The organism is Streptomyces sp. NPDC028368 (assembly GCF_055565615.1).
Window position 1 is genome coordinate 406,573 of record NZ_JBVHTY010000008.1, and the last position, 22,342, is coordinate 428,914.

Below are 22,342 nucleotides of genomic sequence, written 5' to 3' on the forward strand. Positions count from 1 at the left end.
CCCTCCCCCAGTTATCAACCACCCCCCGCCCTCACACCCACCGCCCCCCCCGCCCCCCCCGGGCACCGCGCATGCCCCCCGCGCCCCGGCCCCCCCCCCCCCCGCCGGGGCCCCCCCCCGCGCCTGCACCTGGCCCTTCATGACCTGCCTGGCCCTTCATGACCTGCCTGACCATTCATGACCTGGAGGAGACGGGACCTTGCATGTGACGCCTGACGCGGCCGCAGCCCGCCGCGACGAAGCGGCCGTATGGCGGGTCACCCGTGCGGTCCTCCATTCCGCCGGGCTCCCCGCGGCCGCCGTCCCCGTGCACCCCGCCGTCAAGGCCCTCGCTCACCAGGCACAACGGCTGGACCAGCGCGCCCGTCCGGCCGACGCGCCGTGCGCCCGGCCGGCCGCGCCGCTACGGCGCGCCTGCGCGCTCCGCCCCCGTACGGCGGGGTCGCGATGGGCCGTGGATCTGGCGGAGCCGCAGCCACATCTGCAGGCGGCGGTCGAGCGGGCCCTGGCCTCGCTGCCACCGGGGCGAGCGCCGGAGGGCGGGCCGTCCGAGGCGGAATCGGCCGTGGCCGACTGGGCGCCCGCGCACCTGGCCGCCTTTGCCGAGACGGCGGAGCGGCTGCATCAGCTGTGGCCGGAGATGCTTGCCGAGCTGCGGGCGGGCGTCACCCAGATCGCGTTGCTCCGCGGTCCCGCCATCGACGGCTTCACCGACTTCACCGTCCACGGGGCGGTGTTCATCGCCTCCTCGCGTCTCGAGGGACGTCCGAACGGCCTGCCCGGCTGGGTGCGGCTGGCGGACGCGCTGGTGCATGAGGGGACGCACACCCGGTGCAACGCGGCGGCGCTGACGACGCCGTTCCTGGCCCCCGCCGCCGGCGACACGGCTCCGGTCAGGACGCCGCTGCGGCCCGATCTCCGGCCGCTGACCGGGCTGTTCCAGCAGACCCTGGTGCTGGTGCGTCAAGTGCTGCTGTACCAAAGGGTGTTGCAGAGCGGCGCAGCGGACGGAGGGGCCGCTGAGGCGTTGCGGCGCAGGCACACCAAGCTGCTGGACGGGGCCCGGCAGGCGGTCGGGACGCTGGGGCGGCATGCCGCGGCGCTGACCACCGCGGGGCGTGGCGTCCTGGCGGAGGCGAGCGCCGTGCTGGACGGTGCGGCCGGCCGCGTGGCGGGACCGGCCCCCACGGCGTCGGGGCGGGCGTGAGCGCCGTATCGCCCGAGGTGGGCGCGTCGCCAGGGGCGTTCCGCACGTGGATTCCCGAGGTGTTCCGCCCGTATCCGCACGGCACCGCGGTGTACTTCGCCCGGGTGGCCGCGCGCTCGGGCCAATTCGCGGCCAACACCGCCGGTGGCGGGCAGCCCGTCCTGGTGGGCAGCGCGGCGGGACCGGATGCCGACGACACCGCCCTACGAGCTCGCGGCGAGCTCATGGAGCGGATGGGCAATGTGCTGACGGGGCGGGCCAGGGAGTCCGCCGTAGCGAGCGGGGCGGGCGGCGCGGCCGGGGCAGCCGGGGCGCGTATCGCCACCTATACGGATCTGCGCCGGCTCGGGGCCGAGGCCGTCGACCCGGCCGTCTGGCGCGACGGCGGCGCATCGCGTCAGGCGCGTCAACTCTGGTGCTCCGGACGGTCGTTACACACCCAGGAAGAGGTGTGGGTCCCGGCCGGCGCCGCATTCTTGCAGCATCGGCCGCCGCCGGGCTGTACGGCCACGGTCTCCCTGGGCTCGACCGGCGTCGCCGCGCACCCGCGGCGGGAGTCCGCCGCGGAACACGCCGCCTGCGAGATCCTGGAACGCGAGCTGATCCGCCGCAGCTGGTGCGCTCCGGACCGCTATCCGCCTCAGGCGCACGACGCGCTGCCCGTCCTCCCTCCCGGCCTGGGGGAACTCCTCGTCCGTGAGGGGCTGTCGGCCACCGCACTGCGGCTGCCCGCGCCGCGGCAGCTGTGCGCGGTGGTCGTCTGTCTGCACCGGGAGGACGGACGCGAGCAGTCCTTCGGCGCACGCTGCGCCCCGGCCCGTGATGCGGCGACCGCGCTGGTCAAGGCGGCGTACGAGGCGCTGATGGTCCGCTGGAGCATGGGCACCGCCACGGCGCGGCGCGGCCTGCCGCGCCTGGCTGCGGCCGGCCGGCCGCGCGGCGCGGTGGAGCACGCCCTGTGGGCCTATCACCGCCAGGATTCCCTGGCGTACTGGCTGGGCGGCGACCGCGGCCGCAGCGACGGGCCGTTCCCCGAGCCGGCATCGAGCCGTCCCGGCCACGCCATGGATCTGCTGTCCGCCCACACCGGCATGGACGTCATCGCCGTCGACTGCGCGACCGGCCCGCCCCACGACGAGGGCCTGTCCGTGGTGCGGCTCATCGCCCCGGGCGCACGGCCGCTGCCCGCTCGTACGACTCCCGGGATTCCACCGCACCCCTTCGGCTGACCCTCGCCGAGCCCCCGCCGCCGCCTCTACCGAAGGACACCATGTCCACGACGTCATCCGAACCGTCCGGCCCCTCGTACGCGACGCAGTTCGCAACCCGCTACGACGACTGGTTCGCGGCCGCCGGCGCCACCGACGCCACCGTCGAGCTGCTCGCCTCGCTCGCCAAGGAGGCGCCCAGTGGCCCCCTGCTCGAACTGGGCATCGGAACCGGCCGCATAGCCCTGCCCCTCACCCGGCGCGGCCTGACGGTGCACGGTATCGACCGCTCCCCCGAGATGGTCGCGCAGCTCCGCGCCAAACCGGGCGGCCAGGACGTCCCGGTGACCCTCGGCGACTTCTCCGCGCCCCCGGTGGATGCCGAAACCGGTAGGTACGCCCTCGTCTACGTGGCCAACGGCACCTTCGCCGAGCTCACCACCCAGACCGACCAGCTGCGCTGCTTCGCCCACGCCGCCCAACGCCTGCTGCCCGGCGGCCTGTTCGTCCTGGACGCACATCTTCCGGAGGCGCTGGCGACGGTGGCATCCGGCACGCAGCCCGTGGACACCCCGGGCGAGGACTTTGTGCTGCGCACCCGGAGCATCCATCCGGCCCAGCAGCGCTATGTCTCCGACTACGTGGTCCTCGACGGCGACCGGCTGCGGCACGTCCGCGTCACCTTCCGCTACGCCTCCCCCGGCGAACTGGACCTGATGGGAGCGGCGGCCGGGCTGCGCTCGCACCGCCGTTACGGCGGCTGGAGCGGCGCCCGCTTCACGGACGCCAGCTCTGCGCATGTCTCCGTCTACCAGCTACCCGGATGAAGCCTGGCGTACCCCGCCCGAGCCACCGCCCTCATCCCGTCACCCCCGCCACCCCGGGCTCGGAGGTCACCCGTCATGCGGATCGCCTACCTGCACGCGTTCAGCATTCCCTCGGTGTACGCCAACGGAGTTCATGTGATGCGCATGTGCGACGCGTTCGCCGATGCGGGCCATGACGTCGCTCTCTACGCCTCGCCGGGATCCACTCCGGCCGAGGATCTGCACGCGTACTACGGCACCCGCAACCGCTTCCCGGTGCACACCTTCGCCACTCCCCGCATACCGGTGCTCGGCGGCTGGATCCGGGCCTGGCGGATCCGCCGGGCCGTGCGCCGCTCCGGCCCTGTCGATCTGCTCTACGCCAGGGATCTGCGCGCCCTGCTCGTCTCGGCGGGCCTGGCGCCGCTCGTCTACGAAACCCACCTGCTCAGGCCCGGCAGAGGCGAACGTGTCGCGGAGCGGCTGCTGTTCCGGCTGCCGGGCCTGCGCCGGGTGGTCACCGTCACCCGAGCGCTCGCCGAGGACTATCGCCGTACCGTCCCCCGGCTCAGGCGGCCCCGCGGGCCGGAGGTGGTGGCCGTGGCCGACTGCGCCGATCCCCCGCCGGCCGCCGGTCCGAAGGCGGTCCTGCCCGGCCGGCCGGATGCCCTGAAGGTGGGGTACGTGGGACATCTGTACCCCGGCCGGGGTATTGACATCATTCTCGCGCTCGCGGCATCCCTCAGCGACGTGGACTTCCACCTGGTCGGCGGCACGGAAGAGGACCTGGCCCACTGGCGGAGCCGTCCCCTGACGCCCCATGTGCACTTCCACGGCCATCGGCCGCCCGCCCAACTGGCCCCCTACTACCGCGCGTTCGACATCGTCCTCGCCCCGTACCAGCGGCGGGTGGCCTGCGCCGGGGGCGTCGGCGACATCGGCCGCTGGGTCTCGCCGATGAAGCTGTTCGAGTACATGTCGCACGGCAAGGCGATCGTCGCATCGGATCTGCCGGTGCTCAGGGAAGTCCTGACGGACGGCGTCAACTGCGTGCTGTGCCCGTACGACGATGTCGCGGCGTGGACCGCGGCCGTCAAACGCCTGGCCGGCGCCCCCGCGGAACGCGCGTCCCTGGGCGCCGAGGCGGCGCGGCAGCTGCACGCGGACCACACCTGGCGCGCCCGCGTGGACCGCGTCCTGCCGCCCCTGGACGATGTGCCGGCCGGGAGGAAGCGCTGATGCGGGCGGCCGTGACCGGCGCGGCCGGTTTCATCGGCTCCCACCTGTGCGACCATCTGCTCGCCGCCGGCGACACCGTCATCGGCATCGATGCGTTCACCGACTACTACGACCCGGCGTGCAAGCGGCGCAATCTGGCCGAGGCGAGAAGCTCGCCGGCCTTCGCCTTGCACCCGGTAGATCTGCTGGACCCGCAGCTCGGCGCCGTCCTCGACGGCGTGGATGTCGTCTACCACCTGGCCGGACAGCCCGGGGTGCGGCCCTCCTGGGGGCAGGAATTCGGTCTCTACACCGACCGCAATGTGCTGGCCACGCAGCGCCTGCTGGAGGCCGTACGCGACCGTCCGCTCCGCAAGTTCGTCCATGCCTCCAGCTCCTCGGTGTACGGCGATGCCCACCGCTGCCCGACGCCGGAGACCGCCTGCCCGCGCCCGGTGTCGCCGTACGGCGTGACCAAACTCGCCGCCGAGCAGCTGTGCGAGCTGTACCGCACGGCCCACGAGGTGCCGACGGTGGCCCTTCGGCTGTTCACCGTCTACGGCCCCCGGCAACGCCCCGACATGGCCTTCGCCCGGCTGATCGCCGCCGCGTCGGGCGGTCCGCCGTTCCCGCTCTACGGTGACGGCGGGCAGACCCGCGACTTCACCTACGTACGGGACGTGGTCACCGCCATGCGGGACGCCGCCTGTTCCCGCTTCACCGGTGTCGCCAACCTCGGCGGGAGCCGCCCGGTGTCGATGCAGCAGGCGATCGACGCCGTCGAGCGGATCGCCGGGCCGGTCGCCCTGGACCGGCGGGCGGCGATGCCCGGCGACGCCCGGCACACCGGCGCCGACATCACCCTCGCCGCCCGCGCGTTCGGCTTCCGGCCCGGTACCCGGCTGGAGGACGGACTGGCGGCGATGGTCGGGCATGCCCGGCGACCGCGGCAGGGCAGCCAGATGGTGCGCTGAACAACCGGAGAGGACAACGGCAGTGGGCACGAACGAGGCAGTGGGTGCGAACGACACCGGCGGGGTACGTCCCGCATCGGTGCACACCGTCGAACCGACCCCGCAAGGGATCGCCGTCTCCCTGCGGGAGGTCCTCGGCGGCGCGCTGGTGGTCGTCAAAGGGGGGCTACGGCATCTGGAGGCGCTGGACGCGATCAGACGGCAGACGCGGAACGCCGCGCGGGGCTTTTCGGCGGACCCGGCTCTCCTCTCCTCTTCCGGCCGACGCCTGGAGGAGCTGCACCGGCACACCGATACCCGGCGGACGGCGGCACTGCGCACCGATCTCGAGACCCGCTTGCGTCCGCTCGCCGCCCGGGTGCTGCACGACTTCACCGCGGCCCTCGCCCCGCAGCCCGCGCGCCTCTACGTCAGCGATCACCTCGGCATCCGCATCATGCCGCCGGAACGGTCCCTGGCCGGCGGCGACGAACTGCGCGAGCTCGCCGGGTTCTTGACCCCACGGGATGCGCATGTCGACTCCTGGTTCAACACGGCGGTGAATTCGGTCAACCTGTGGATGGCCGTGAGCGAGGTCCGCCGGGGCAACGGGCTGCTGTTCTTCCCGGAGGCCTATCGCCGGCCGCTGCGCCACGACGGGCACACCCTCCTCCCCGGCCAGCGGACCGGCGGTCCGGTGGACATCGAGCTCGGCGCCGGCGACATCCTCCTCTTCGCCGGAGACCACCTGCACGCCTCCCAGCCCAACACCACCGACGCAACCCGCTTCGTCATCACCAAGCGGCTGTGCCTCGGCCCGCCCCGCTACCCCCGCGACGCCACCGGATGGGTGCCGTACCAGAACCCGCGCTTCCTCGGCACCCGGCTCGAGCCGCTGGCCTCGCTGCGCTCGCGGCTGACGGGCGGTGGGCTGCGGCATGCGGCCAGGACAGCGCGGCATCGCGCGGGAGGACCCCCGCGCGATGCCGCCCCTGCCGAGGCCGTCCCCAACTCCTCGCGGAGCATGGGGAGTTAGCCCAGCGGACCGAAGAGAAACCGCCCCGAAGAGAAACCGCCTCAAGGAGGAACAGGCGGCGCCGCTCGGGCGGCTCCGCCCGCCTCAACGGGAGCTCCCGGGGTCAGGACTCGTTCCGCTCCTGGGCCGCGAGGACCGCCGCCACCGCGGCGCCGATGACGGTCTCGGCCGCCTTCTTGTCGACGCCGAGGTCGGTGAGGACACCCGAACCGGCCTCGCGTTCCAGCAGGGCGAGCAGAAGGTGCTCGGTGCCGATGTAGTTGTGCCCCAGACGCAGGGCCTCCCGATAGGTGAGTTCCAGCGCCTTCTTCGCCTGGGCGTCGAACGGGATGAGCGCCGGCAGCTCGTCGGCCGCCGCCGGCAGAACCGCGACGACGGCCTCCCGCACCGCCTCCGCCGACACACCCTGTGCGGCGATCGCCCGCGCGCCGATCCCGTCCGGCTGACTCAGCAGCCCCAGTACCAGGTGCTCGGGGCGGATTTCGACGCCGGACGCCGCGCGGGCTTCTTCCTGCGCGGCCACCACGACCGCACGCGCCCGGGGCGTGTACCGGCTGAACCCCTGCTGGGGATCGAGGTCCGACAGTTCGCCGGACCCCTTCGCCACGAAGCGCTTCTGTGCCGCCTGCTTGGTGACCCCCATGCTCTTGCCGATGTCCGTCCAGGACGCGCCCGAGCGCCGGGCCTGGTCCACGAAGTGACCGATCAGATGGTCGGCCACATCGTCGAGGTGCTCCGCGGCGAGGACCGCGTCGGAAAGCTGCTCCAGGGCATCGGAGTGGACCTTCTTGATGGCCTCGATCAAATCGTCGAGGCGGACCGAATGCGTTGCACGACGTGAATTCTCCATGCGTCAACCATAGGTTGACGGCGCCTCGACCGTCAACCCGAAGTTGACGATTCGGCCTCTCGCGAGGCGAACTGGCAACACATGCCCCATTGGCACAACATGCCATCCACCGCGTACCGTTGGACCTTCATCCATCCGGTCGGTCGCCCACTCCATGGGCACGAGCAGCGCAGCAGAGGTGGCAGCAGCAGTGCGTCGACGGCTCTTTCTTTCTCGTACGGCGGGTATGGCGGGTATGGCGGGTGCCGCGGCGTGGGGGCTCGCCGGCTGCGGCTCGGGGAGCGCGGCCGGCAAGGACGTGACCTTGACGCTGATGGCGGCGAGTTACGGAAAGACCGTGGGGTCCTCGCTCGTCGACCGGTGGCACGAGACCATCGCCGCCTTCGAGAAGCAGCACCCGAAGATCAAGATCGACCTGGAACTCGTCCCCATCGGCCAGATCGACAAGACGCTCGCCCTCCGCGTCGAGAACGGCAAGGCTCCCGACATCGCGCAGTCCTATGTCTTCGCCGACTACGCCGAGGCCCATCAGCTCTACAAGGCCGAGGAACTCTTCGACGTCATCACACAGGCCGACTTCATCACGTCCTTCGCGCGCGCCGGGGAGGTCGACTTCGTCGAGTACGGGGTTCCGTTCCTGGCCAGCACCCCGCGGCTCTTCTACAACAAGAGCCTCTTCGTCAAAGCGGGGATCGGCGGCCCGCCCTCCTCATGGGCCGAGCTGCGCGACGCCGCCGCCGCGCTCAAGGCGACGGGGGTCAGCAAACCGTACGGGCTGCAACTCGGCCCGGAGGCGGCCGAGGACGAGGTGCTGGCGTGGATGCTGGCGGCCGGCGGCGGCTATTCGGGCCCGTCCGGCTACGACTTCGCGAAGCAGGAGAACGTCGGGGCGCTGACCTGGCTCAAGAACCGGCTGGTGGCGCCGGGGCTGGCCGGCGCCGATCCGGCGCAGTTCAGCCGGACGCCCGCCTACGCCGCGTTCCTCAAGGGCGAGGTCGGCATGATGCTGGCCCATCCCATGCTGATCAAGGCGGCCGAGCAGGCCCGGATTCCGTACGGGCACGCCGCCTTCCCGATGAAGGACGGCAAGGCCGCGGCGCCCCCGGTCGGGCTCAGCGACTGGCTGATGGCGTTCCGGCGGAACGGGCATCGCAAGGAGTGCGGCGCCTTCCTCACCTTCCTCTTCGCCGACAAGGCCGCCACCCGGTTCGCGTCGGGCCAGGGGACCCTGCCGGTGACGGTGTCCGGCTCGGATGCGCTGCGGGGGCAGACGGCGCAGCGGCCCCTGTGGAAGTTCATCGACCAGATGCCGAAGGCCGAGTTCCATCCGGTGAACCGGAGTTCCTGGCCCAAGGTCCGCGATGCCGTACGGGACCGGATCGGCGCCGCGGTCATGGCGGGCGGCGATCCGCAGTCCACGCTGGATTCGCTTCAGTTGACGGCGAATGTGGCCGAGGCGAGGGACTCTCCTCCGACCTGACGTCAGATGCGCGACCACATGCCCCTCTCGCACCGCGTGACGGGCGGGGTGCGACGATGAGCACGTCATGGATGCGGGGCACGTTCTCAGGGGGCTACGCGCCGCGGTGTTCGCGGCGGTCTGTGTGCTGCTCGCTGCCCTGGGGCACGTGGCGATGTCGGATGCCACGGTTCCCGGCTGGATCCTGCTCGCGTCCGGTGGGGCCACCGCCGCCGGCGCCTGGTGCCTGGCCGGGCGCGAACGCGGGCCGCTGCTGGTGGGGGTGCTCACGGTGGGCACCCAAGCCGCCCTGCACAGCGCGTTCTCCCTCGGCCAGGCGGTCGCCGACGCCGGCGGGGACCGGGTGTCGTTGGCCCGTGAGTGGGCGAGCACCTGGCTGTGCGGCGCGCAGGGGATGTCACTTGCGGACATCGATGCCGCGCAGCGGATGCAGCAGCAGATGCCGCAGATGCATGAGCAGATGCCGGGCATGGCGGGGATGGCGGGGATGCCCGGCATGGGCGGCGACGCGGGCGGGATGCTCGCCGTCCACCTGCTCGTCGCCCTGGTGAGCGCGTGGTGGCTGTGGGGCGGGGAGCGGGCGGCGTTCCGGCTCGTACGGGCCGTGTCGGCGCGGGTGTTCGCTCCGCTGGTGTTCGTCCTGCGGGCCGTGCTGCCCGCCGCGCCGCCCGCCGTGCGCGCCGCCCGGCAGGAGCCACGGCGTGCGGTGCAAAAGCTGCTGCTCGCCCATGCGATGTCGTTGCGGGGTCCGCCGCGTGAGCCGGCTGTCGTCTGACAGCTCGGTCGAATTTCACTTCACCGGTCCCGCCGCGCGCGGCGACCGGATCACGCGAAGGACTCCTGAGGACTCCAGATGATGATTCCTGTCCGGACGGGGCGCCGTGGCGTCCCCTCAATCGGGTGCGGGCCTCGACCGCAGGCGGGCCAGCAGCGCGTCGACGGACGCCGTATCGCCCTCGCGGTGCGCCGCGGCGCGGCCGATGCCCGCCGTCAGCGCCGCTGCCCGCGCCCGCCATTGGCGGCACTCCGCACACTCCGAGAGGTGGTCGTCGAGCCGGCGGCCGGTGAGGCCGGGCGGCGGTTCCTCGCCGTCGAGGCGCGCGGAGAGTGCCGTACGGATGCGCGAGCAGTGCATGCGCCCATCCTCCCCGAAGCGTGCGGGCGCGGCGAGGGGCGGTCCCGGAATGCGGGATGACGAGGCGGTGACGGGGTGGGCGCTGGCCGCCCGTACCGGTGACGAGCGGGCCGTCGAACAGTTCGTCCGGGCCACCCAGCTCGATGTACGGCGCTATGTGACCCACCTCAGCGGCGATCCGCAGGCAGCCGATGACCTGGTCCAGGACACCTATGTCCGGGCACTGCGCAGCCTGCCGCGGTTCGAGGGCCGGTCGTCGGCGCGGACCTGGCTGCTGACCATCGCCCGGCGGGTGGTGGCCGACCGGATCCGCTCCCAGGCGGTACGGCCCCGGCTGGCGGCGACCGACGACTGGCAGTCGGCGGCGGAGCGGGTGCAGCCGCGCGGCGTGCCCGGCTTCGACGAGGGCGTCGCCCTGGCCGAGCTGCTGGCGGCGCTGGGGCCGGGGCGGCGGGAGGCGTTTGTGCTGACGCAGTTGCTGGGGCTGCCGTATGCGGCGGCCGCCGGGGTGATGGGCACTCCCGTGGGGACGGTCAGATCCCGGGTGGCACGCGCGCGGGAGACGCTGATCGCCCGGCTGACGGAGGCGGAAACGGATACGGAGGCAGGGGCGGATGCGGAGGCGGAGGCCGCCTGGGGATCCGTGCCGGGTCGGCGGGACCTCGAGGGTGCCGTTGCCTGACGGCCGTTCGGTGAGCCGTGGTCCGGGACCGGTGATCGGTGATCCGTGATCCGTGACCAATGGCGGAGCTCATGGGCCGGCGAGGGCCGGTCCATGAGCCCCGTGCGGGACGGGTTCAGCGCGCGGCGGCCCCGCATCGGCAGCGGTCCGGTGCGGGCGCGGCCAGGTGATGGACGTACGCGGGAGGGAGGTTGGCGACGACCAGCTCACTGCGCACCAGATGCGGGTCGATCGCGCTGCGCAGGGCGCGGCGGGAAGCGGTCCGGCGGCCGCCCGGCTTCTGGACGGCGTTGCCGCCGGCGTAGGAGAAGAAGGAGAGCCGGCCGCCGGGCTGGAGGGCGGTCAGGAGCTGGTGGAAGACGGTCTCGATCTCGCGGGGCGGGAAGTTCGCGAAGGGCAGCCCGCAGACGATGGTGTCGTACCGGCCGAGGTGCTGGTCCTGGATGAGGCCGCGGAGCAGCCGGGTGCGCGGCGCGAGGGCGGCCGGCCGCGGGTCGTGCCGCAGGGCGGCGGCGAGGCGGTCGGCGAACTGCCCGTTGGATTCGACGAGGTGGAGGGTGTCGTACGGGCCCAGGCGCGCGGCGAGCGGGCGGGTGACCGCTCCGGTGCCGGGGCCGACCTCCAGGACGGCGCGGGGCCGGTCGGGACCGCCGGGGTGGACGTGGCGGATGAGGGCTCGGGAGAGGGCGGCGCCGCTGGGGGCGATGGCTCCGGTGGCGCGGACGGTCCGGGTGTACTGCCGGAAGAAGACGACGGCATCGGACAGGGCGGAGGGCGGGGACGGCGTCGGGGTGGTCATATGCGCACCTGGGCCTCGGTGGTGGGTACGGCGGCGGACGGCCGGCGGGCCGGGTCGCGGTGCAGCGGGGAGCGCCAGGCGCGGTGGCCGAGCAGGCCGAGCACGGCGGGCAGCAGCACGGCCCGTACGACCAGGACGTCGAGGGCGATGGCCAGGATGAGCCCGATGCCGATCATTTTCAGGAAGGTGATGGAGGAGAAGGCGAATCCGCCGACCACGATGGCGAGCAGCAGCCCGGCGCTGGTGATGGTGCCGGCGGTGTGCTGCAGGGCGGTGGCGGTGGACTCGGCCGGGTCGCCGGTGGCCAGATAGCGTTCGCGGACCCGGGAGAGCAGGAAGACCTGGTAGTCCATGGCCAGTCCGAAGGCGATGGCGACGATCAGGACGGGGAAGTTCGCGTCGACGGCGCCGACCGTCTCGAAGCCGAGCAGGTCCGACCCGACGCCGTACTGGAAGATCACGGTGATCACGCCGAACGCGGCAAGCAGCGACAGGCCGCTCATGGCGACGGTGATCAGGGGGATGGCAAGGGAGCGGAACGCGAGGAACAGGACCAGGGCGGAGACCGCGGCGACGAACAGGCCCATCCACGCGGCCCGTTGGCCGATCATGCCGACGATGTCGACGCGGGAGGCGGGCATGCCGGTGAACAGGGACTTCGCGTCGGCGGGCGGGTTCTGGGCGCGCAGGTCGCCGACCATGGCGCGGGCCGCGCGGGACATCGGGTCCGGGGTGTAGTGGAGGGTGATCCGGGCGGTGTCGCCGCGGGTTGCGGTGACGGCGGTGTCCTTGATTCCGGTGACGGTGCCGAGCCGTTCGGCATAGGCGTCCAGTTGTGCGCGGCCGGCCCTCCCGGTGACGACGGCGGTGACGGTTTTGGCCGGGTCGTGGTCGAAGCGCTGGGTGAGCTGTCGGGTGACCTGGCGGGCGTCGGCGTCGGCCGGCAGCACCCAGTCGGCGGGGCGCGCCCAGTTCACGCCGAGCGTCGGCCCGGCGAGGCCCAGGAGGGCGACGACCAGGAGCGCGGTGGTGAGCAGCGGGCGGCGCATCACCGCATGCGCCATCCGGTACCAGCGGCCCTGTCCCGCCCGGCCCCGGGCCTGCCGGCTGCGGGCGGCGCGGCGGCGGAACGGCAGCCGGCCCGCGTCGATGCGATGTCCGGCGAAGCGGAGCAACGCGGGCAGCAGTGTCAGCGATCCGATGACCGCGAAGATCACCACGGCGACCGCCGCATACCCCATCGAGCTCAGGAACCGGGAGGGGAAGAGCGCCAGACCGGCGAAGGAAATGGCCACGGCCAGGCCGGAGAAGGCGACCGTGCGCCCGGCGGTGGCGGTGGTGCGCTCGACCGCCTCGTCCACGGCGGCCCCGGCGGCCAGCTCCTCGCGGAAGCGGCCGACCATGAACAGCGCGTAGTCGATGGCGAGTCCGAGGCCGAGGATGGTGATGACGTTGATGACCGAACTGGACAGGTCGGTGAAGAGGGACACCGTACGCAGGACGACCAGCGAGCCGAGCGCCACCAGTACGCCCACGGCCAGCGGCAGGGAGGCCGCGACGAGGCTGCCGAAGACGACCGGCAGGAGCAGCAGCAGGACGGGCATGGACAGCATTTCGGCGCGTCCGATGTCGGCGCCGGTGCGGGCGTTGACCTGCTCGGTCATGGCCGCGGTGCCGCCGAACCGGACCGTGACGCCGGATGCCGGCGGCACCGCGAACCGGTCCTTGACCTTGGCGAGGGCCGCGACCTGGTCCTGGTCGCCGTCGGCGGTGAACTGGACGGTGGCGTAGGCGGCATGGCGGTCACGGGAGACGAAGTCGGCGGCGCGGCCCGAGGTGCCGCCGTTGGCCGTCCAGTACGACTCCAGGCGCGCGATGCCCGTGCGCGGGACGTCGCCAAGCGCCGCCCGGACCGGCCCCGCGAACGCCGGGTCGTCCACGGTGTGTTCCTTGCTGCTGTAGAGCACGACCACATCGGCCGACTGCCGGCCCAGCGGCCCGGCCAGTATCCGGTCGGCCCGTACGGACTCGCTGCCCGGGTCGTCGAATCCCGCGCCGCCGGTCAGCGTCCCGAAGGTGCCGGTCCCCCAGACTCCGCCCAGCACAGCGAACAGCACCGCCGCGACCACGACCCACCAGCGATGACGAGCCGTGAGCCGCCCCAATGACGACAGCATGAACCAACCCCCAGAGAGAGATAGTGGATAGCGCTACTTTCGATAGTGTGACTATCCATGATGAAGGGGTGGGTGTGCAACCGGAGTTCGGCGCGGCGTTCACGGTCCCGGCGCGGCGTTCACCGTCCGGTGAAGGTCACCGCCGCACGCGCCCGGACGGTGAGCGGCGGACTGTCCCGGAAGTGGAGGGTGAAGGTGAGCCGGTCTCCCGGCCTCAGCCGCGGCGGCGGACTGACCATGACGTCCAGGCCGGTCGCCGTCATCCGCAGCGAACCACCCGCCGGGACGGTGGCACCGCGCACCATCTCCATCCGCCGCGCGTTGCGCCCGATATCGACGGTGCGGCTGAGCATGGCGCGGTATCCCGGCGGGCCGGTGACGCCGGTCAGTACGTCATCCGCGGTGCCGGTGTTGCGGAGGGTGAAGAACGCCGCGGTGGCCTCCGGGCCGTACGGGATCAGCACACGGCCCTCGGAGGCGGTGAGACGTGCGGGCGTACCGGCACCGCCGGTGGCGGTCCAGGCGGTGAGGGTGCCGAGCGTGGCCAGGCAGGAGAGCAGCGGTACGGCCACCGCCGCGCGGAGCCGGTTCACGAGACCTCCCAAGAGGCATGCGTACGGGGGGAGTTGGCGCGCGGGGAGCGTTTCGCGCCGGGCGCCGGCTGCCAGGCCCGCAGGCGCAGGCTGTTCCCCACGACGAGCAGCGAGCTGGCGGACATGGCGGCGGCCGCGAGCATCGGGTTGAGCAGGCCGACGGCGGCGAGCGGCACGGTGACGAGGTTGTAGCCGAAGGCCCAGATCAGGTTGGCGCGGATGGTGCCCAGGGTGCGGCGGGCCAGGCGTATCGCGTCGGCGATGGCCTGGAGGTCCTCGCGGACGAGGGTGACGTCCGCGGCGCCGATCGCGGCATCGGTGCCACTGCCCATGGCGATACCCAGGTCGGCGAGCGCGAGGGCCGCGGCGTCATTGACACCATCGCCGACGACGGCGACCCGGCCGCCCTGTTCCTTGAGGGTGGTGACGAGCGCGGCCTTGTCCTGCGGGGTGGCCCCGGCATGGATCTCGGTGACGGCGAGATGGCCGGCCACGGCGCGGGCGGTCGCCGCGCGGTCCCCGGTGGCCAGTACGGGACGCAGTCCCAGGCGGCGCAGATGGTCGACGGCCCGGTAGGAGTCGGGGCGGAGCGCGTCGCCGAGTGCGAGGACGGCCTCGGGGGTGCCGTCGACGGTGACCAGGACCGCGGTGTGGCCGGCGGTTTCGGCGGCGCGCACGGCGTCCGGGAGGGGCGCCGGGAGGCCGGCGAGGTCACCAGGCGGCCGGGCGACCGTGACCTGGCGGCCGTCCACGGTGCCCCGCACACCCCATCCGGGAGTCGCGACGAAATCGCCTGCACGCAAAGGGAGTTGGCCGCTCTGACGAGCGTGCGCCATGATCGCGCGGGCCAACGGGTGCTCGGAGCCCTGCTCCACGGTGGCGGCCAGCAGGAGCACCTGGGCCGGGTCGGGGCCGTCGGCGCGCGGCGTACAGGCCGTCACACTCATCCTGCCGGTGGTGAGGGTGCCGGTCTTGTCCAGGACGATGGTGTCGATGCGGCGCAGTCGCTCCAGCGCCTGCGGCCCGCTGACGAGGATCCCGAGCTGAGCGCCGCGCCCGGTGGCGGCCAGCAGCGCGGTCGGGGTGGCCAGGCCCAGGGCACAGGGGCAGGCGACGACGAGGACGGCGACCGCGGCGGTGACCGCGGCCTGGGGGTCGGCCCCGGCGCCGAGCCAGAAGCCCAGGACGGTGACCGAGACGGTCAGTACGGCGGGGACGAAGACACCCGCCACCGCGTCGGCGAGCCGTTGCGCCGCGGTCTTGCCGGTCTGGGCGTCCTCCACCAGCCGGGTGATCCGGGCGAGTTGGGTGTCCGCGCCCACCGCGCCGGCCCGGACCTCCAGCAGACCGCCGGAGTTGAGAGCGCCCCCGACGACCTCCGCCCCCGGCCCCACCTCGACCGGACCGCTCTCCCCGCTGATCAGTGACAGATCCAGTGCGGAGCTGCCCTCGGTGACGGTGCCGTCGGTGGCGACCCGCTCCCCGGGCCGTACGAGGAAGAGGTCACCGACCCGCAGCCGGTCCACCGGAATACGCAGTTCGGTGCCGTCCCGGCGTACCGCGACGTCCTTGGCGGCGAGTTCGGCCAGGGAACGCAGCGCGGAGCCGGTGCCCCGCCGGGCCCTGGCCTCCATCCGCCGCCCGGCCAGCACGAACAGCGGTACGCCGACGGCGGCTTCCAGGTAGAGATGCGCACTCCCGTCACCGGCCGTGGGCAGCAGGGTGAAGGGCATGGTCATGCCGGGCGCCCCCGCACCGCCGAGGAACAGCGCGTAGGCGGACCAGCCGAACGACGCGGCCACGCCGAGGGAGACGAGGGTGTCCATGGTCGCGGCGCCGTGCCGCAGGCCGCGCACCGCACGGGTGTGGAAGGGGGCCGCGCCCCATACGGCGACCGGCGCGGCGAGGACGAAGCACAGCCACTGCCAGTTGCGGAACTGCCAGGCGGGGACCATGGACAGGACCAGGACGGGAAGCGAGAGCAGGGCGGTCAGCAGCAGGCGGTGGCGTTCCGCGCGGGCGGTGTCCTGCGCGGGGGCGGGGCGCGCGGCGTCCGGGTCCGGGGTGGGCTCGGGGAGGTGCGCGGTGAAACCGGCCGCCTCGACGGTGGCGATGAGGTCGCCGACGGGGAGCGCCGCGGGATGGCTGATCCGGGCCCGGCCGGTGGCCAGATTCACCGTGGCCGATACCCCGTCCAGCCGCCCGAGTTTCTTCTCGACCCGGCCCACGCAGGCGGCGCAGGTCATGCCGCCGACCGTGAGGGTGGTGGTACGGGGCGGGGCCGTGGCGTCGCGGGCGGGCGTGGTCGTCATCGGGCGCCGCCCATCCCGTGCATCCCGCCCATGCCGCCGTCGCGGGCGGGCTCGGAGCTGCCACTATGGGCGCCGCCCGCGGGGTGCAGCCCCGGGGCGACCGGTCCGGCGGCGGCGCCGACCGCGTACGACAGCGCGAAGAGCACCGCCAGCAGGGCCACGAAACCGATGACCTGCCGGGCGGGCAGCAGCCGTTGGACGGCCTGGGGAAGAACGGGCCGGCTGCGGTCGGCCGGGGAGGGGGACATCGTCGCTCCAGTGGGGACGTCGCTCGTGGCAAGAGGAAGGCGCCGGGCTGCGCATGCGCCGCGCGATGGCGTCATCGTGGCAGGTAGGGAGAGGGTCGCACCCCCGAATGACGCCCGGTCGGGGCGTGAGGTTTGTCCCTCGTGTCCGCCGGAACCCGGCCTCGTTCCGGGCCGACTAACTGGGTTTACGGACCCGGCGCAGGGAGGCGATCCGGAACCCGCCCGGCCTAATTCCCCCCGTCCCGGCGGGAACTGCACGCCCGGTCCATCCGACCATTCTCACGCCGTGCCGTCCGGGCGCGGAGTTGAGGAGATCACCACCATGGCCGCAGCGCCGGAACCCGTAGAGCTGTACGGGACGGACTACAAACGCGACCCCTACCCCCTGTATGCCGAACTGCGTGCGCGCGGCCCGGTCCACCGGGTCCGCTTCCCCAGCGGAGTGTGTGCCTGGCTCGTCACCGGCTACGAGGCCGCCCATCAGGCGCTGACCGACCCGCGGCTGGGCAAGCACCACTCGCGGGGCAACGCGGCCTGGCGGGCCCGCGCCTCGATCATGCCCGAGCCGCAGCACTCACAGCTTCAGGTGCATCTGCTGCACCAGGACCCGCCGCAGCACACCGCGATGCGCCGTCTGATCACCGACGCGTTCGCCCCCCAGCGCGTCGAGGAGCTCCGCCCGCGCTTCCAGGCGATGGCCGACGCCCTGCTCGACGCACTCCCCCGCACCGGCCGCACGGAGCTCGTCGACGCCTTCGCGGCGCGCTTCCCCTTCCAGGTGCTGGGCGAAGTCATCGGCCTGCCAAAGGAGTTCGGGGAGCGCTTCGACCGTGACTGGGGGAAGGTCGTCCAGCCGGTCGGCCCCCAGGACCCGGGCCGTCCGGCGTACGAGGCGCGGCTGCGCGGCCTCCAGCAGTACATCGCCGATCTGGTGGGCCACAAGCGCCGCGAGCGCGGCGAGGATCTGCTCTCGCGGCTGGTGGCCGCCTGCGACGGCGGACGGCTCCGGCAGGAAGAGCTGGATTCCATGATCTTCCAGCTGCTGGTCGCCGGGCAGGAGCCGGTCACCAACCAGATCACCACGGCCCTGGTCACCCTGCTGCGCCACCCCGAACAGCTCGCGGCGCTCGCCGCCCGCCCGGAGCTGCTGCCCCGCGCCGTCGAGGAACTGCTCCGCCACGACAGTGCCTTCGAGCTGACGACCTGGCGTTTCTTCGCGGAGGACGCCGATCTGCACGGGACCCGGATCCCGGCGGGCGACTCCGTGATCGTCTCGCTGTGCGCGGCCAACCGTGACCCTCGCCGGTTCCCCGACGCCGACACCCTCGACCTCGACCGCTCCCCCAACCCCCACCTCGCCTTCGGCCACGGCATCCACTTCTGCCCCGGCGCGGCGCTGGCCCGAGCCGAGCTCCAGATCGCCCTGGGCACGCTGCTGCGCTGGCTGCCGGGCCTGCGGATGGCCGTCCCGGAGGCCGAACTGACCTGGATTCCGGCCGTACTTGCCCGCGGGGTCGACCGGCTGCCGGTGGCGTACGGCACCGAGGGCGAGGGGCCGGCCGCCCCGCGCTGCCCCGCCGGATACGGACCCGATGCCGCATGCTGACCCACCCGACGCGGCCGCACCCCGGCGATACCGCCGGCCACCGGGCGAGCGCCGAAGCGGTCCTCGCCGCGCTCCTCCCCTACCGCCGCACGCTGGACGGCCCCCACGAGGCCGCCCCCGACGCGTTCCGCCCCCAGCTCCGCCAGCTCGCCCCGGCCATCGCGGCCGGTGAGCCGATCCGGTTCACTCTGCCGGGCTTCCCCTGCAAATCGCCCAACCCGGCCAAGGTTCTGGGCCACCTCCCCGACGAGGGCGAACGGCTCGCCCTGCGCTTCCTGGACGGCCTCTGCGCCCGTATCGCCGCCGTCCACCCGCCCGGCGCCCGGGTCGTCATCTGCTCGGACGGCCATGTCTTCAGCGACCTCGTCCAGGTCCCCGACGCGCACATCGACGCGTACGGCAACGCGCTGCGCACGCTGATCCGGGACGAGGGCCTGGCGCATCTGGAGATCTTCGACCTGCGCGAGATCCACGGCAACCTGCCGTACGACGAGAAGCGCGCCCGGGTCCACGCACGCTACGCACCGCCGCTCGAGACCCTGCGCGCGCAGACGCGCTGCGACGAAGAGACCCGTCGGCTGTACTAGGGGATCACCCGCTTCCTCTTCGAGGACACCGTCTCCTTCACCGGCACCCGGTCGGCGCTCCAGCGCGCGTGCCGGGCCCGCGCGTACGGCGTCATCCAGCGCAGCCGCGCCTGGGGCGAGCTGATCGCCGAGCACCTCCCGGGGACGGTGCGGCTGTCCATCCATCCGCAGCCCCGCGGCTCGGCCAAGTTCGGCATCCGGCTGCTCGAGGCGCCGGATGTGTGGATGACGCCCTGGCACTCGTGCGTACTCCACCATGCCGACGGGCGGCGGGAGTTGATGCACCGTGCCGATGCCGAACGGCTCGGCCGCCTGGTGCTGCGCCAGGGGCGGCCGAGCCATTTCGCGGCGTAGTGGAAGACGTGACGTAGCGGACAACGCGACGCAGCGGAAGACGCAACGCAGCGGGAGACGTGACGTAGCCGGAGGCCGGGTCAGCCGGGCGCTCGGGCGGCGGGCAGCGGCCGCCGGTGGTCGAAGGCGATCAGCGGGTCGCCGGTGAGCGGGTGTTCGGTGACCGCGGCGCGCACCCCGAAGACCTCGGCCAGCAGCTCCGGGGTGAGCACCGCGCGCGGCGTACCGGACGCCACCACCTCCCCCTTGTGCAGCACATGCAGCCGGTCGCACAGGGACGCGGCGGCGTTCAGGTCGTGCAGGGAGATCAGTGTCGTACGGCGCTGCGCACGCAGCAGGCCGAGCAGCTCCACCTGATGCCGTACGTCGAGGTGGTTGGTCGGCTCGTCCAGCACCAGCACCTGCGGCTCCTGCGCGAACGCCCTTGCCAGCAGGACCCGTTGGCGTTCCCCGCCGGACAGCGCGGAGAACTTCCGGGACGCCTGCCCGGCCATCCCGACGGCGGCCAGGGACCGGGCCACGATCTCCCGGTCGCCGTCGTCCTCCCCCGCGAACGCCCGCTTGTACGGTGTGCGGCCCATCACCACCACCTCGCGCACGGACAGCTCGAAGTCGCTGCCGCGTTCCTGCGGCAGCGCGGCGACCCGGCGGGCGGCCTGCCCCGGGCTCAGCGCGCGGACATCGGTCCCCGCCAGCAGCACCCGCCCGGCGGTGGGCCGCAGATGGCGGTAGACGGTCCGCAGTACGGTCGATTTCCCGCTGCCGTTGGGACCGACCAGCCCCGCGATCTCCCCCTCGGCCGCCACCAGACGCACCCCCGCGACCACGTCCCGGCCCGCATAGCCGACCCGCAGATCCCCGATCTCGACCCTCATCGGCCCGCCTCCATCCGCCGGTCCAGGATGAACAGGAGGGCGGGCGCCCCGATCATCGCCGTCACCACGCCCACCGGCAGCTCCTGGGTGTCCAACGCCGTACGGCACACCACGTCGACGACCACCAGCAACAGCGCCCCGGTGAGCGCGGAGAGCGGCAGCAGGCGGCGGTGATCGCCGCCGACGGTCAGCCGGCACAGATGCGGCACCATCAGGCCCACGAAGCCGATCGCTCCGGAGACGGAGACCAGGACGCCGGTCAGCAGGCTGGTGACCACGAACAGTTCGCGGCGCAGCCGGGTGACGTCCACGCCGACCCCGGCCGCCGTCTCATCGCCCATGATCAGGGCGTTCATGGCGCGGGCGCGGGCCTGGAGGGCCGGCAGCCCGGCCGCGACGGCGAGTGCCGGCAGCCACATTCCCTCCCAGGTCGCCCCGCTCAGGCTTCCCATCAGCCAGAACAGCACGCTGCGGGTCTGCTGCTCGTCCCCGGCCTGGAGCACCAGATAGCTGGTGAACCCGGACAGGAACTGTCCGATCCCCACGCCCGCCAGGACCAGCCGCAGCGGCGAGAATCCACCGCCGCGCCGGGCCATGCACCACACCAGCGCGAAGGAGCCGAGCGCGCCCGCGAAGGCCGCCGCGGACAGGCCGAGCCCCAGCAGGCCGCCGGTACTCGCCCCCAGCACGATCGCGGCGACCGCGCCGAGGGAGGCGCCGTTGGAGATGCCCAGCAGATACGGATCCGCCAGCGGGTTGCGCACCAGGGCCTGGGTCGCCGTGCCCACCAGGCCCAGCCCCGCGCCGACCAGCGCGGCCAACAGGGCCCTGGGAAGGCGGAGTTGCCACACGATCAGATCGTTGGTGCCGGGTCCGGGCACCGCCCCGCCCAGGCGGCGGAAGACCACCGACCACACCTCGCCGGGTGCGATGTCCGTGGCGCCGAGCGCCACCGCGGCCGTCAGCGCCGCCATCAGCGCAAGGCCGAGCCCCAGGGCGAGCGGCACCGGGCGCACCGTACGCCAGGTCCCATCGGTGACCGCCGCCACTACCGGCCCGCCGGGAACTCGGCCGGATACACCGTCCGCGCGATCTGCTCGACCGCGTCCGCGTTACCGACCCCGGCAATCGTGGTGCGCTCCGACCCGATCCGCAGGAACTTCCCCTCCCGCACCGCCGTGAGACCCTGCGTCGCCGGGAAGCCCTTCAAAAACGCCTCGGCCTGGTCGAAGGCCTTCGCGTTGGCCGCCGCGTCGCCCCGGTTGCGTACCCCGAGCTGGATCCAGTCCGGATCCTTGGCGACGACGTCCTCCCAGGAGACGGGCTTGAAGTCACCGTCACAGCCGGCAAAGACGTTGCGGGCCCCGGCCTGGGTGATCACGGCGTTGGCCACCTGCTTGCCGCACACCGCCATCGGCTGCTTGGTCCCCGCATCGAAGTCGAAGAAGAAATAGCTGGGCCGCTTCCTCTCCGGCACCTCGCCGATCGCCTTGTGCACCGCGCCGACCTTCGCCCGCATCCCGGCCACCAGGGCACGCGCCCGCCGGGCGGTCCCGGTCACCGCGCCGAGCCGGGTGATGTCGTCCTCCACCCCGGTCAGATCCCGCTGCGGCTTGTGGGCCATCGGCGCGCAGGCGGTGGAGGCGAGATAGACGTGCTTGATCCCCGCCGCCTTGAACTCCTCCTCGGTCGGCGCATTGCCCGCGCCGCCCATGTTCCCCATCGAGGAGAAGGTGTCGATATAGAGATCCGCCCCCGACCCGAGCAGCTTCTCCTTGGCGATGACGGACTTCCCCAGCACCGGGACCTTCCCGGCCTGTTCCCCGAGCGTGCCCGGCAACGTGCCCTTGCCGGGCGGGAATCCGGTCCCGATGACCCGGTCGCCCACACCCAGGCGCAGCAGCATCTCCAGGGCGGCCGCATTGCTCGTCACGATCTTGCGGGGCGCGGCGGCGAAGGTGGTCCCGGCGCCCCGGCAGTCGGTCACCTTCACCGGGAAGCCGCCGGCCCCGTGCCCCGCGGCGTCCGTCGCCGCCCCCGTAGCCCCGCCGCTGCCGCCGCACGCGGTGGCGGCCAGCGCGACAACCACCGCCATCGCGCTCATCTTCCAAGGACGCATGGACTTCTCCCCTACGACTGACTCTCCGGCGGGCCACGGGCGCGACCCGGCACAGGTAGTCGGCGGGGTGGCCGTTACGGTTCCCACACGTCGCTCA

General features: G+C 73.1%; 20 protein-coding genes and 1 pseudogene. 11 read left to right on the top strand and 10 right to left on the bottom strand.

The genetic code is table 11. The features are described from left to right. The first annotated feature begins 205 nt into the window (after window positions 1-205). The 6 genes from ACZ4S3_RS21300 to ACZ4S3_RS21325 all read left to right on the top strand — a co-directional run bounded on the left by ACZ4S3_RS21300 (window position 206) and on the right by ACZ4S3_RS21325 (window position 6,428). Window positions 206-1,207, top strand: coding sequence for an aKG-HExxH-type peptide beta-hydroxylase (locus tag ACZ4S3_RS21300; RefSeq protein WP_467936487.1), 1,002 nt, complete (start codon window positions 206-208; stop codon window positions 1,205-1,207). Then, a complete protein-coding gene (locus ACZ4S3_RS21305) occupies window positions 1,204-2,436 on the top strand; it encodes a YcaO-like family protein (RefSeq protein ID WP_467936401.1) in 1,233 nt (410 codons plus the stop codon). The genes ACZ4S3_RS21300 and ACZ4S3_RS21305 overlap by 4 nt, the downstream gene beginning before the upstream one ends. 41 nt (window positions 2,437-2,477) lie before the next feature. After that, window positions 2,478-3,242, top strand: a complete 765-nt coding sequence (locus ACZ4S3_RS21310) for a class I SAM-dependent DNA methyltransferase (RefSeq protein ID WP_467936403.1) — start codon at window positions 2,478-2,480, stop codon at window positions 3,240-3,242. Between the two features lie 75 nt (window positions 3,243-3,317). Continuing rightward, entirely contained in the window at window positions 3,318-4,460 is a 1,143-nt protein-coding gene (locus tag ACZ4S3_RS21315) for a glycosyltransferase family 4 protein (RefSeq protein WP_467936405.1), read from the top strand. Continuing rightward, the gene (locus ACZ4S3_RS21320; protein ID WP_467936407.1) at window positions 4,460-5,413 is read left to right on the top strand and encodes an NAD-dependent epimerase/dehydratase family protein; all 954 of its coding nucleotides are present in this window, start codon (window positions 4,460-4,462) and stop codon (window positions 5,411-5,413) included. The genes ACZ4S3_RS21315 and ACZ4S3_RS21320 overlap by 1 nt, the downstream gene beginning before the upstream one ends. A gap of 22 nt (window positions 5,414-5,435) precedes the next feature. Beyond that, window positions 5,436-6,428 (top strand): phytanoyl-CoA dioxygenase family protein, encoded by a 993-nt coding sequence (locus tag ACZ4S3_RS21325; RefSeq protein WP_467936409.1) that lies wholly within the window; start codon window positions 5,436-5,438, stop codon window positions 6,426-6,428. Between the two features lie 103 nt (window positions 6,429-6,531). Here ACZ4S3_RS21325 and ACZ4S3_RS21330 read toward each other — a convergent pair whose 3' ends face one another. After that, on the bottom strand, window positions 6,532-7,278 hold the full coding sequence (locus ACZ4S3_RS21330; protein WP_467936411.1) for a Clp protease N-terminal domain-containing protein: 747 nt from the start codon (window positions 7,276-7,278) through the stop codon (window positions 6,532-6,534). Window positions 7,279-7,513: 235 nt separating this feature from the next. On the opposite strand from ACZ4S3_RS21330, the gene ACZ4S3_RS21335 reads away from it, so the two are divergent. Both ACZ4S3_RS21335 and ACZ4S3_RS21340 read left to right on the top strand, forming a co-directional pair. Next, the gene (locus ACZ4S3_RS21335) at window positions 7,514-8,758 is read left to right on the top strand and encodes an extracellular solute-binding protein (RefSeq protein ID WP_467936413.1); all 1,245 of its coding nucleotides are present in this window, start codon (window positions 7,514-7,516) and stop codon (window positions 8,756-8,758) included. A gap of 67 nt (window positions 8,759-8,825) precedes the next feature. Next, complete coding sequence (locus tag ACZ4S3_RS21340) at window positions 8,826-9,533, top strand: PE-PGRS family protein (RefSeq protein ID WP_467936415.1); 708 nt, start codon at window positions 8,826-8,828, stop codon at window positions 9,531-9,533. Window positions 9,534-9,650: 117 nt separating this feature from the next. Here ACZ4S3_RS21340 and ACZ4S3_RS21345 read toward each other — a convergent pair whose 3' ends face one another. Beyond that, window positions 9,651-9,893 carry a zf-HC2 domain-containing protein gene (locus tag ACZ4S3_RS21345; RefSeq protein WP_467936417.1) on the bottom strand — a complete coding sequence of 81 codons (243 nt, stop codon included), beginning with the start codon at window positions 9,891-9,893 and terminating at the stop codon, window positions 9,651-9,653. 49 nt (window positions 9,894-9,942) lie between these two features. On the opposite strand from ACZ4S3_RS21345, the gene ACZ4S3_RS21350 reads away from it, so the two are divergent. After that, entirely contained in the window at window positions 9,943-10,575 is a 633-nt protein-coding gene (locus ACZ4S3_RS21350) for a sigma-70 family RNA polymerase sigma factor (protein WP_467936419.1), read from the top strand. Between the two features lie 115 nt (window positions 10,576-10,690). Here the strand turns inward: ACZ4S3_RS21350 and ACZ4S3_RS21355 are convergent, their stop codons facing one another. The 5 genes from ACZ4S3_RS21355 to ACZ4S3_RS21375 form a co-directional block, all read right to left on the bottom strand. Then, window positions 10,691-11,374, bottom strand: a complete 684-nt coding sequence (locus ACZ4S3_RS21355) for a class I SAM-dependent methyltransferase (protein ID WP_467936421.1) — start codon at window positions 11,372-11,374, stop codon at window positions 10,691-10,693. Beyond that, window positions 11,371-13,551 carry an MMPL family transporter gene (locus ACZ4S3_RS21360; protein WP_467936422.1) on the bottom strand — a complete coding sequence of 727 codons (2,181 nt, stop codon included), beginning with the start codon at window positions 13,549-13,551 and terminating at the stop codon, window positions 11,371-11,373. Before ACZ4S3_RS21360 ends, ACZ4S3_RS21355 begins: the two co-directional genes overlap by 4 nt. A 119-nt stretch (window positions 13,552-13,670) precedes the next feature. Further along, window positions 13,671-14,144 carry a copper chaperone PCu(A)C gene (locus ACZ4S3_RS21365; protein ID WP_467936424.1) on the bottom strand — a complete coding sequence of 158 codons (474 nt, stop codon included), beginning with the start codon at window positions 14,142-14,144 and terminating at the stop codon, window positions 13,671-13,673. After that, window positions 14,141-16,456 (bottom strand): heavy metal translocating P-type ATPase, encoded by a 2,316-nt coding sequence (locus tag ACZ4S3_RS21370; RefSeq protein WP_467936426.1) that lies wholly within the window; start codon window positions 16,454-16,456, stop codon window positions 14,141-14,143. Before ACZ4S3_RS21370 ends, ACZ4S3_RS21365 begins: the two co-directional genes overlap by 4 nt. Then, entirely contained in the window at window positions 16,453-16,704 is a 252-nt protein-coding gene (locus ACZ4S3_RS21375; protein WP_467936428.1) for a hypothetical protein, read from the bottom strand. Before ACZ4S3_RS21375 ends, ACZ4S3_RS21370 begins: the two co-directional genes overlap by 4 nt. 322 nt (window positions 16,705-17,026) lie before the next feature. Between ACZ4S3_RS21375 and ACZ4S3_RS21380 the strand changes: the two genes are divergently transcribed. Next, window positions 17,027-18,310 carry a cytochrome P450 family protein gene (locus ACZ4S3_RS21380; protein WP_467936430.1) on the top strand — a complete coding sequence of 428 codons (1,284 nt, stop codon included), beginning with the start codon at window positions 17,027-17,029 and terminating at the stop codon, window positions 18,308-18,310. Continuing rightward, window positions 18,304-19,251: pseudogene (locus ACZ4S3_RS21385) on the top strand (L-tyrosine/L-tryptophan isonitrile synthase family protein). Before ACZ4S3_RS21380 ends, ACZ4S3_RS21385 begins: the two are co-directional and overlap by 7 nt. Before the next feature lie 80 nt (window positions 19,252-19,331). Here the strand turns inward: ACZ4S3_RS21385 and ACZ4S3_RS21390 are convergent. The 3 genes from ACZ4S3_RS21390 to ACZ4S3_RS21400 all read right to left on the bottom strand — a co-directional run bounded on the left by ACZ4S3_RS21390 (window position 19,332) and on the right by ACZ4S3_RS21400 (window position 22,245). Next, window positions 19,332-20,126, bottom strand: a complete 795-nt coding sequence (locus tag ACZ4S3_RS21390) for an ABC transporter ATP-binding protein (protein WP_467936432.1) — start codon at window positions 20,124-20,126, stop codon at window positions 19,332-19,334. Further along, window positions 20,123-21,100, bottom strand: coding sequence for a FecCD family ABC transporter permease (locus tag ACZ4S3_RS21395; RefSeq protein WP_467936489.1), 978 nt, complete (start codon window positions 21,098-21,100; stop codon window positions 20,123-20,125). Before ACZ4S3_RS21395 ends, ACZ4S3_RS21390 begins: the two co-directional genes overlap by 4 nt. Window positions 21,101-21,174: 74 nt before the next feature. Next, the gene (locus ACZ4S3_RS21400) at window positions 21,175-22,245 is read right to left on the bottom strand and encodes an ABC transporter substrate-binding protein (RefSeq protein ID WP_467936434.1); all 1,071 of its coding nucleotides are present in this window, start codon (window positions 22,243-22,245) and stop codon (window positions 21,175-21,177) included. Window positions 22,246-22,342: the final 97 nt, after the last annotated feature.

Bases quoted from the DNA above. Each gene is read 5' to 3' on its own strand.
- ACZ4S3_RS21310 (WP_467936403.1), top strand. From the start codon at position 2,478: ATGTCCACGACGTCATCCGAACCGTCCGGCCCCTCGTACGCGACGCAG.
- ACZ4S3_RS21315 (WP_467936405.1), top strand. From the start codon at position 3,318: ATGCGGATCGCCTACCTGCACGCGTTCAGCATTCCCTCGGTGTACGCC.
- ACZ4S3_RS21320 (WP_467936407.1), top strand. From the start codon at position 4,460: ATGCGGGCGGCCGTGACCGGCGCGGCCGGTTTCATCGGCTCCCACCTG.
- ACZ4S3_RS21330 (WP_467936411.1), bottom strand. From the start codon at position 7,278: ATGGAGAATTCACGTCGTGCAACGCATTCGGTCCGCCTCGACGATTTG.
- ACZ4S3_RS21335 (WP_467936413.1), top strand. From the start codon at position 7,514: ATGGCGGGTGCCGCGGCGTGGGGGCTCGCCGGCTGCGGCTCGGGGAGC.
- ACZ4S3_RS21340 (WP_467936415.1), top strand. From the start codon at position 8,826: ATGGATGCGGGGCACGTTCTCAGGGGGCTACGCGCCGCGGTGTTCGCG.
- ACZ4S3_RS21345 (WP_467936417.1), bottom strand. From the start codon at position 9,893: ATGCACTGCTCGCGCATCCGTACGGCACTCTCCGCGCGCCTCGACGGC.
- ACZ4S3_RS21350 (WP_467936419.1), top strand. From the start codon at position 9,943: ATGCGGGATGACGAGGCGGTGACGGGGTGGGCGCTGGCCGCCCGTACC.
- ACZ4S3_RS21355 (WP_467936421.1), bottom strand. From the start codon at position 11,374: ATGACCACCCCGACGCCGTCCCCGCCCTCCGCCCTGTCCGATGCCGTC.
- ACZ4S3_RS21360 (WP_467936422.1), bottom strand. From the start codon at position 13,551: ATGCTGTCGTCATTGGGGCGGCTCACGGCTCGTCATCGCTGGTGGGTC.
- ACZ4S3_RS21370 (WP_467936426.1), bottom strand. From the start codon at position 16,456: ATGACGACCACGCCCGCCCGCGACGCCACGGCCCCGCCCCGTACCACC.
- ACZ4S3_RS21375 (WP_467936428.1), bottom strand. From the start codon at position 16,704: ATGTCCCCCTCCCCGGCCGACCGCAGCCGGCCCGTTCTTCCCCAGGCC.
- ACZ4S3_RS21380 (WP_467936430.1), top strand. From the start codon at position 17,027: ATGGCCGCAGCGCCGGAACCCGTAGAGCTGTACGGGACGGACTACAAA.
- ACZ4S3_RS21390 (WP_467936432.1), bottom strand. From the start codon at position 20,126: ATGAGGGTCGAGATCGGGGATCTGCGGGTCGGCTATGCGGGCCGGGAC.
- ACZ4S3_RS21395 (WP_467936489.1), bottom strand. From the start codon at position 21,100: ATGGCGGCGCTGACGGCCGCGGTGGCGCTCGGCGCCACGGACATCGCA.
- ACZ4S3_RS21400 (WP_467936434.1), bottom strand. From the start codon at position 22,245: ATGCGTCCTTGGAAGATGAGCGCGATGGCGGTGGTTGTCGCGCTGGCC.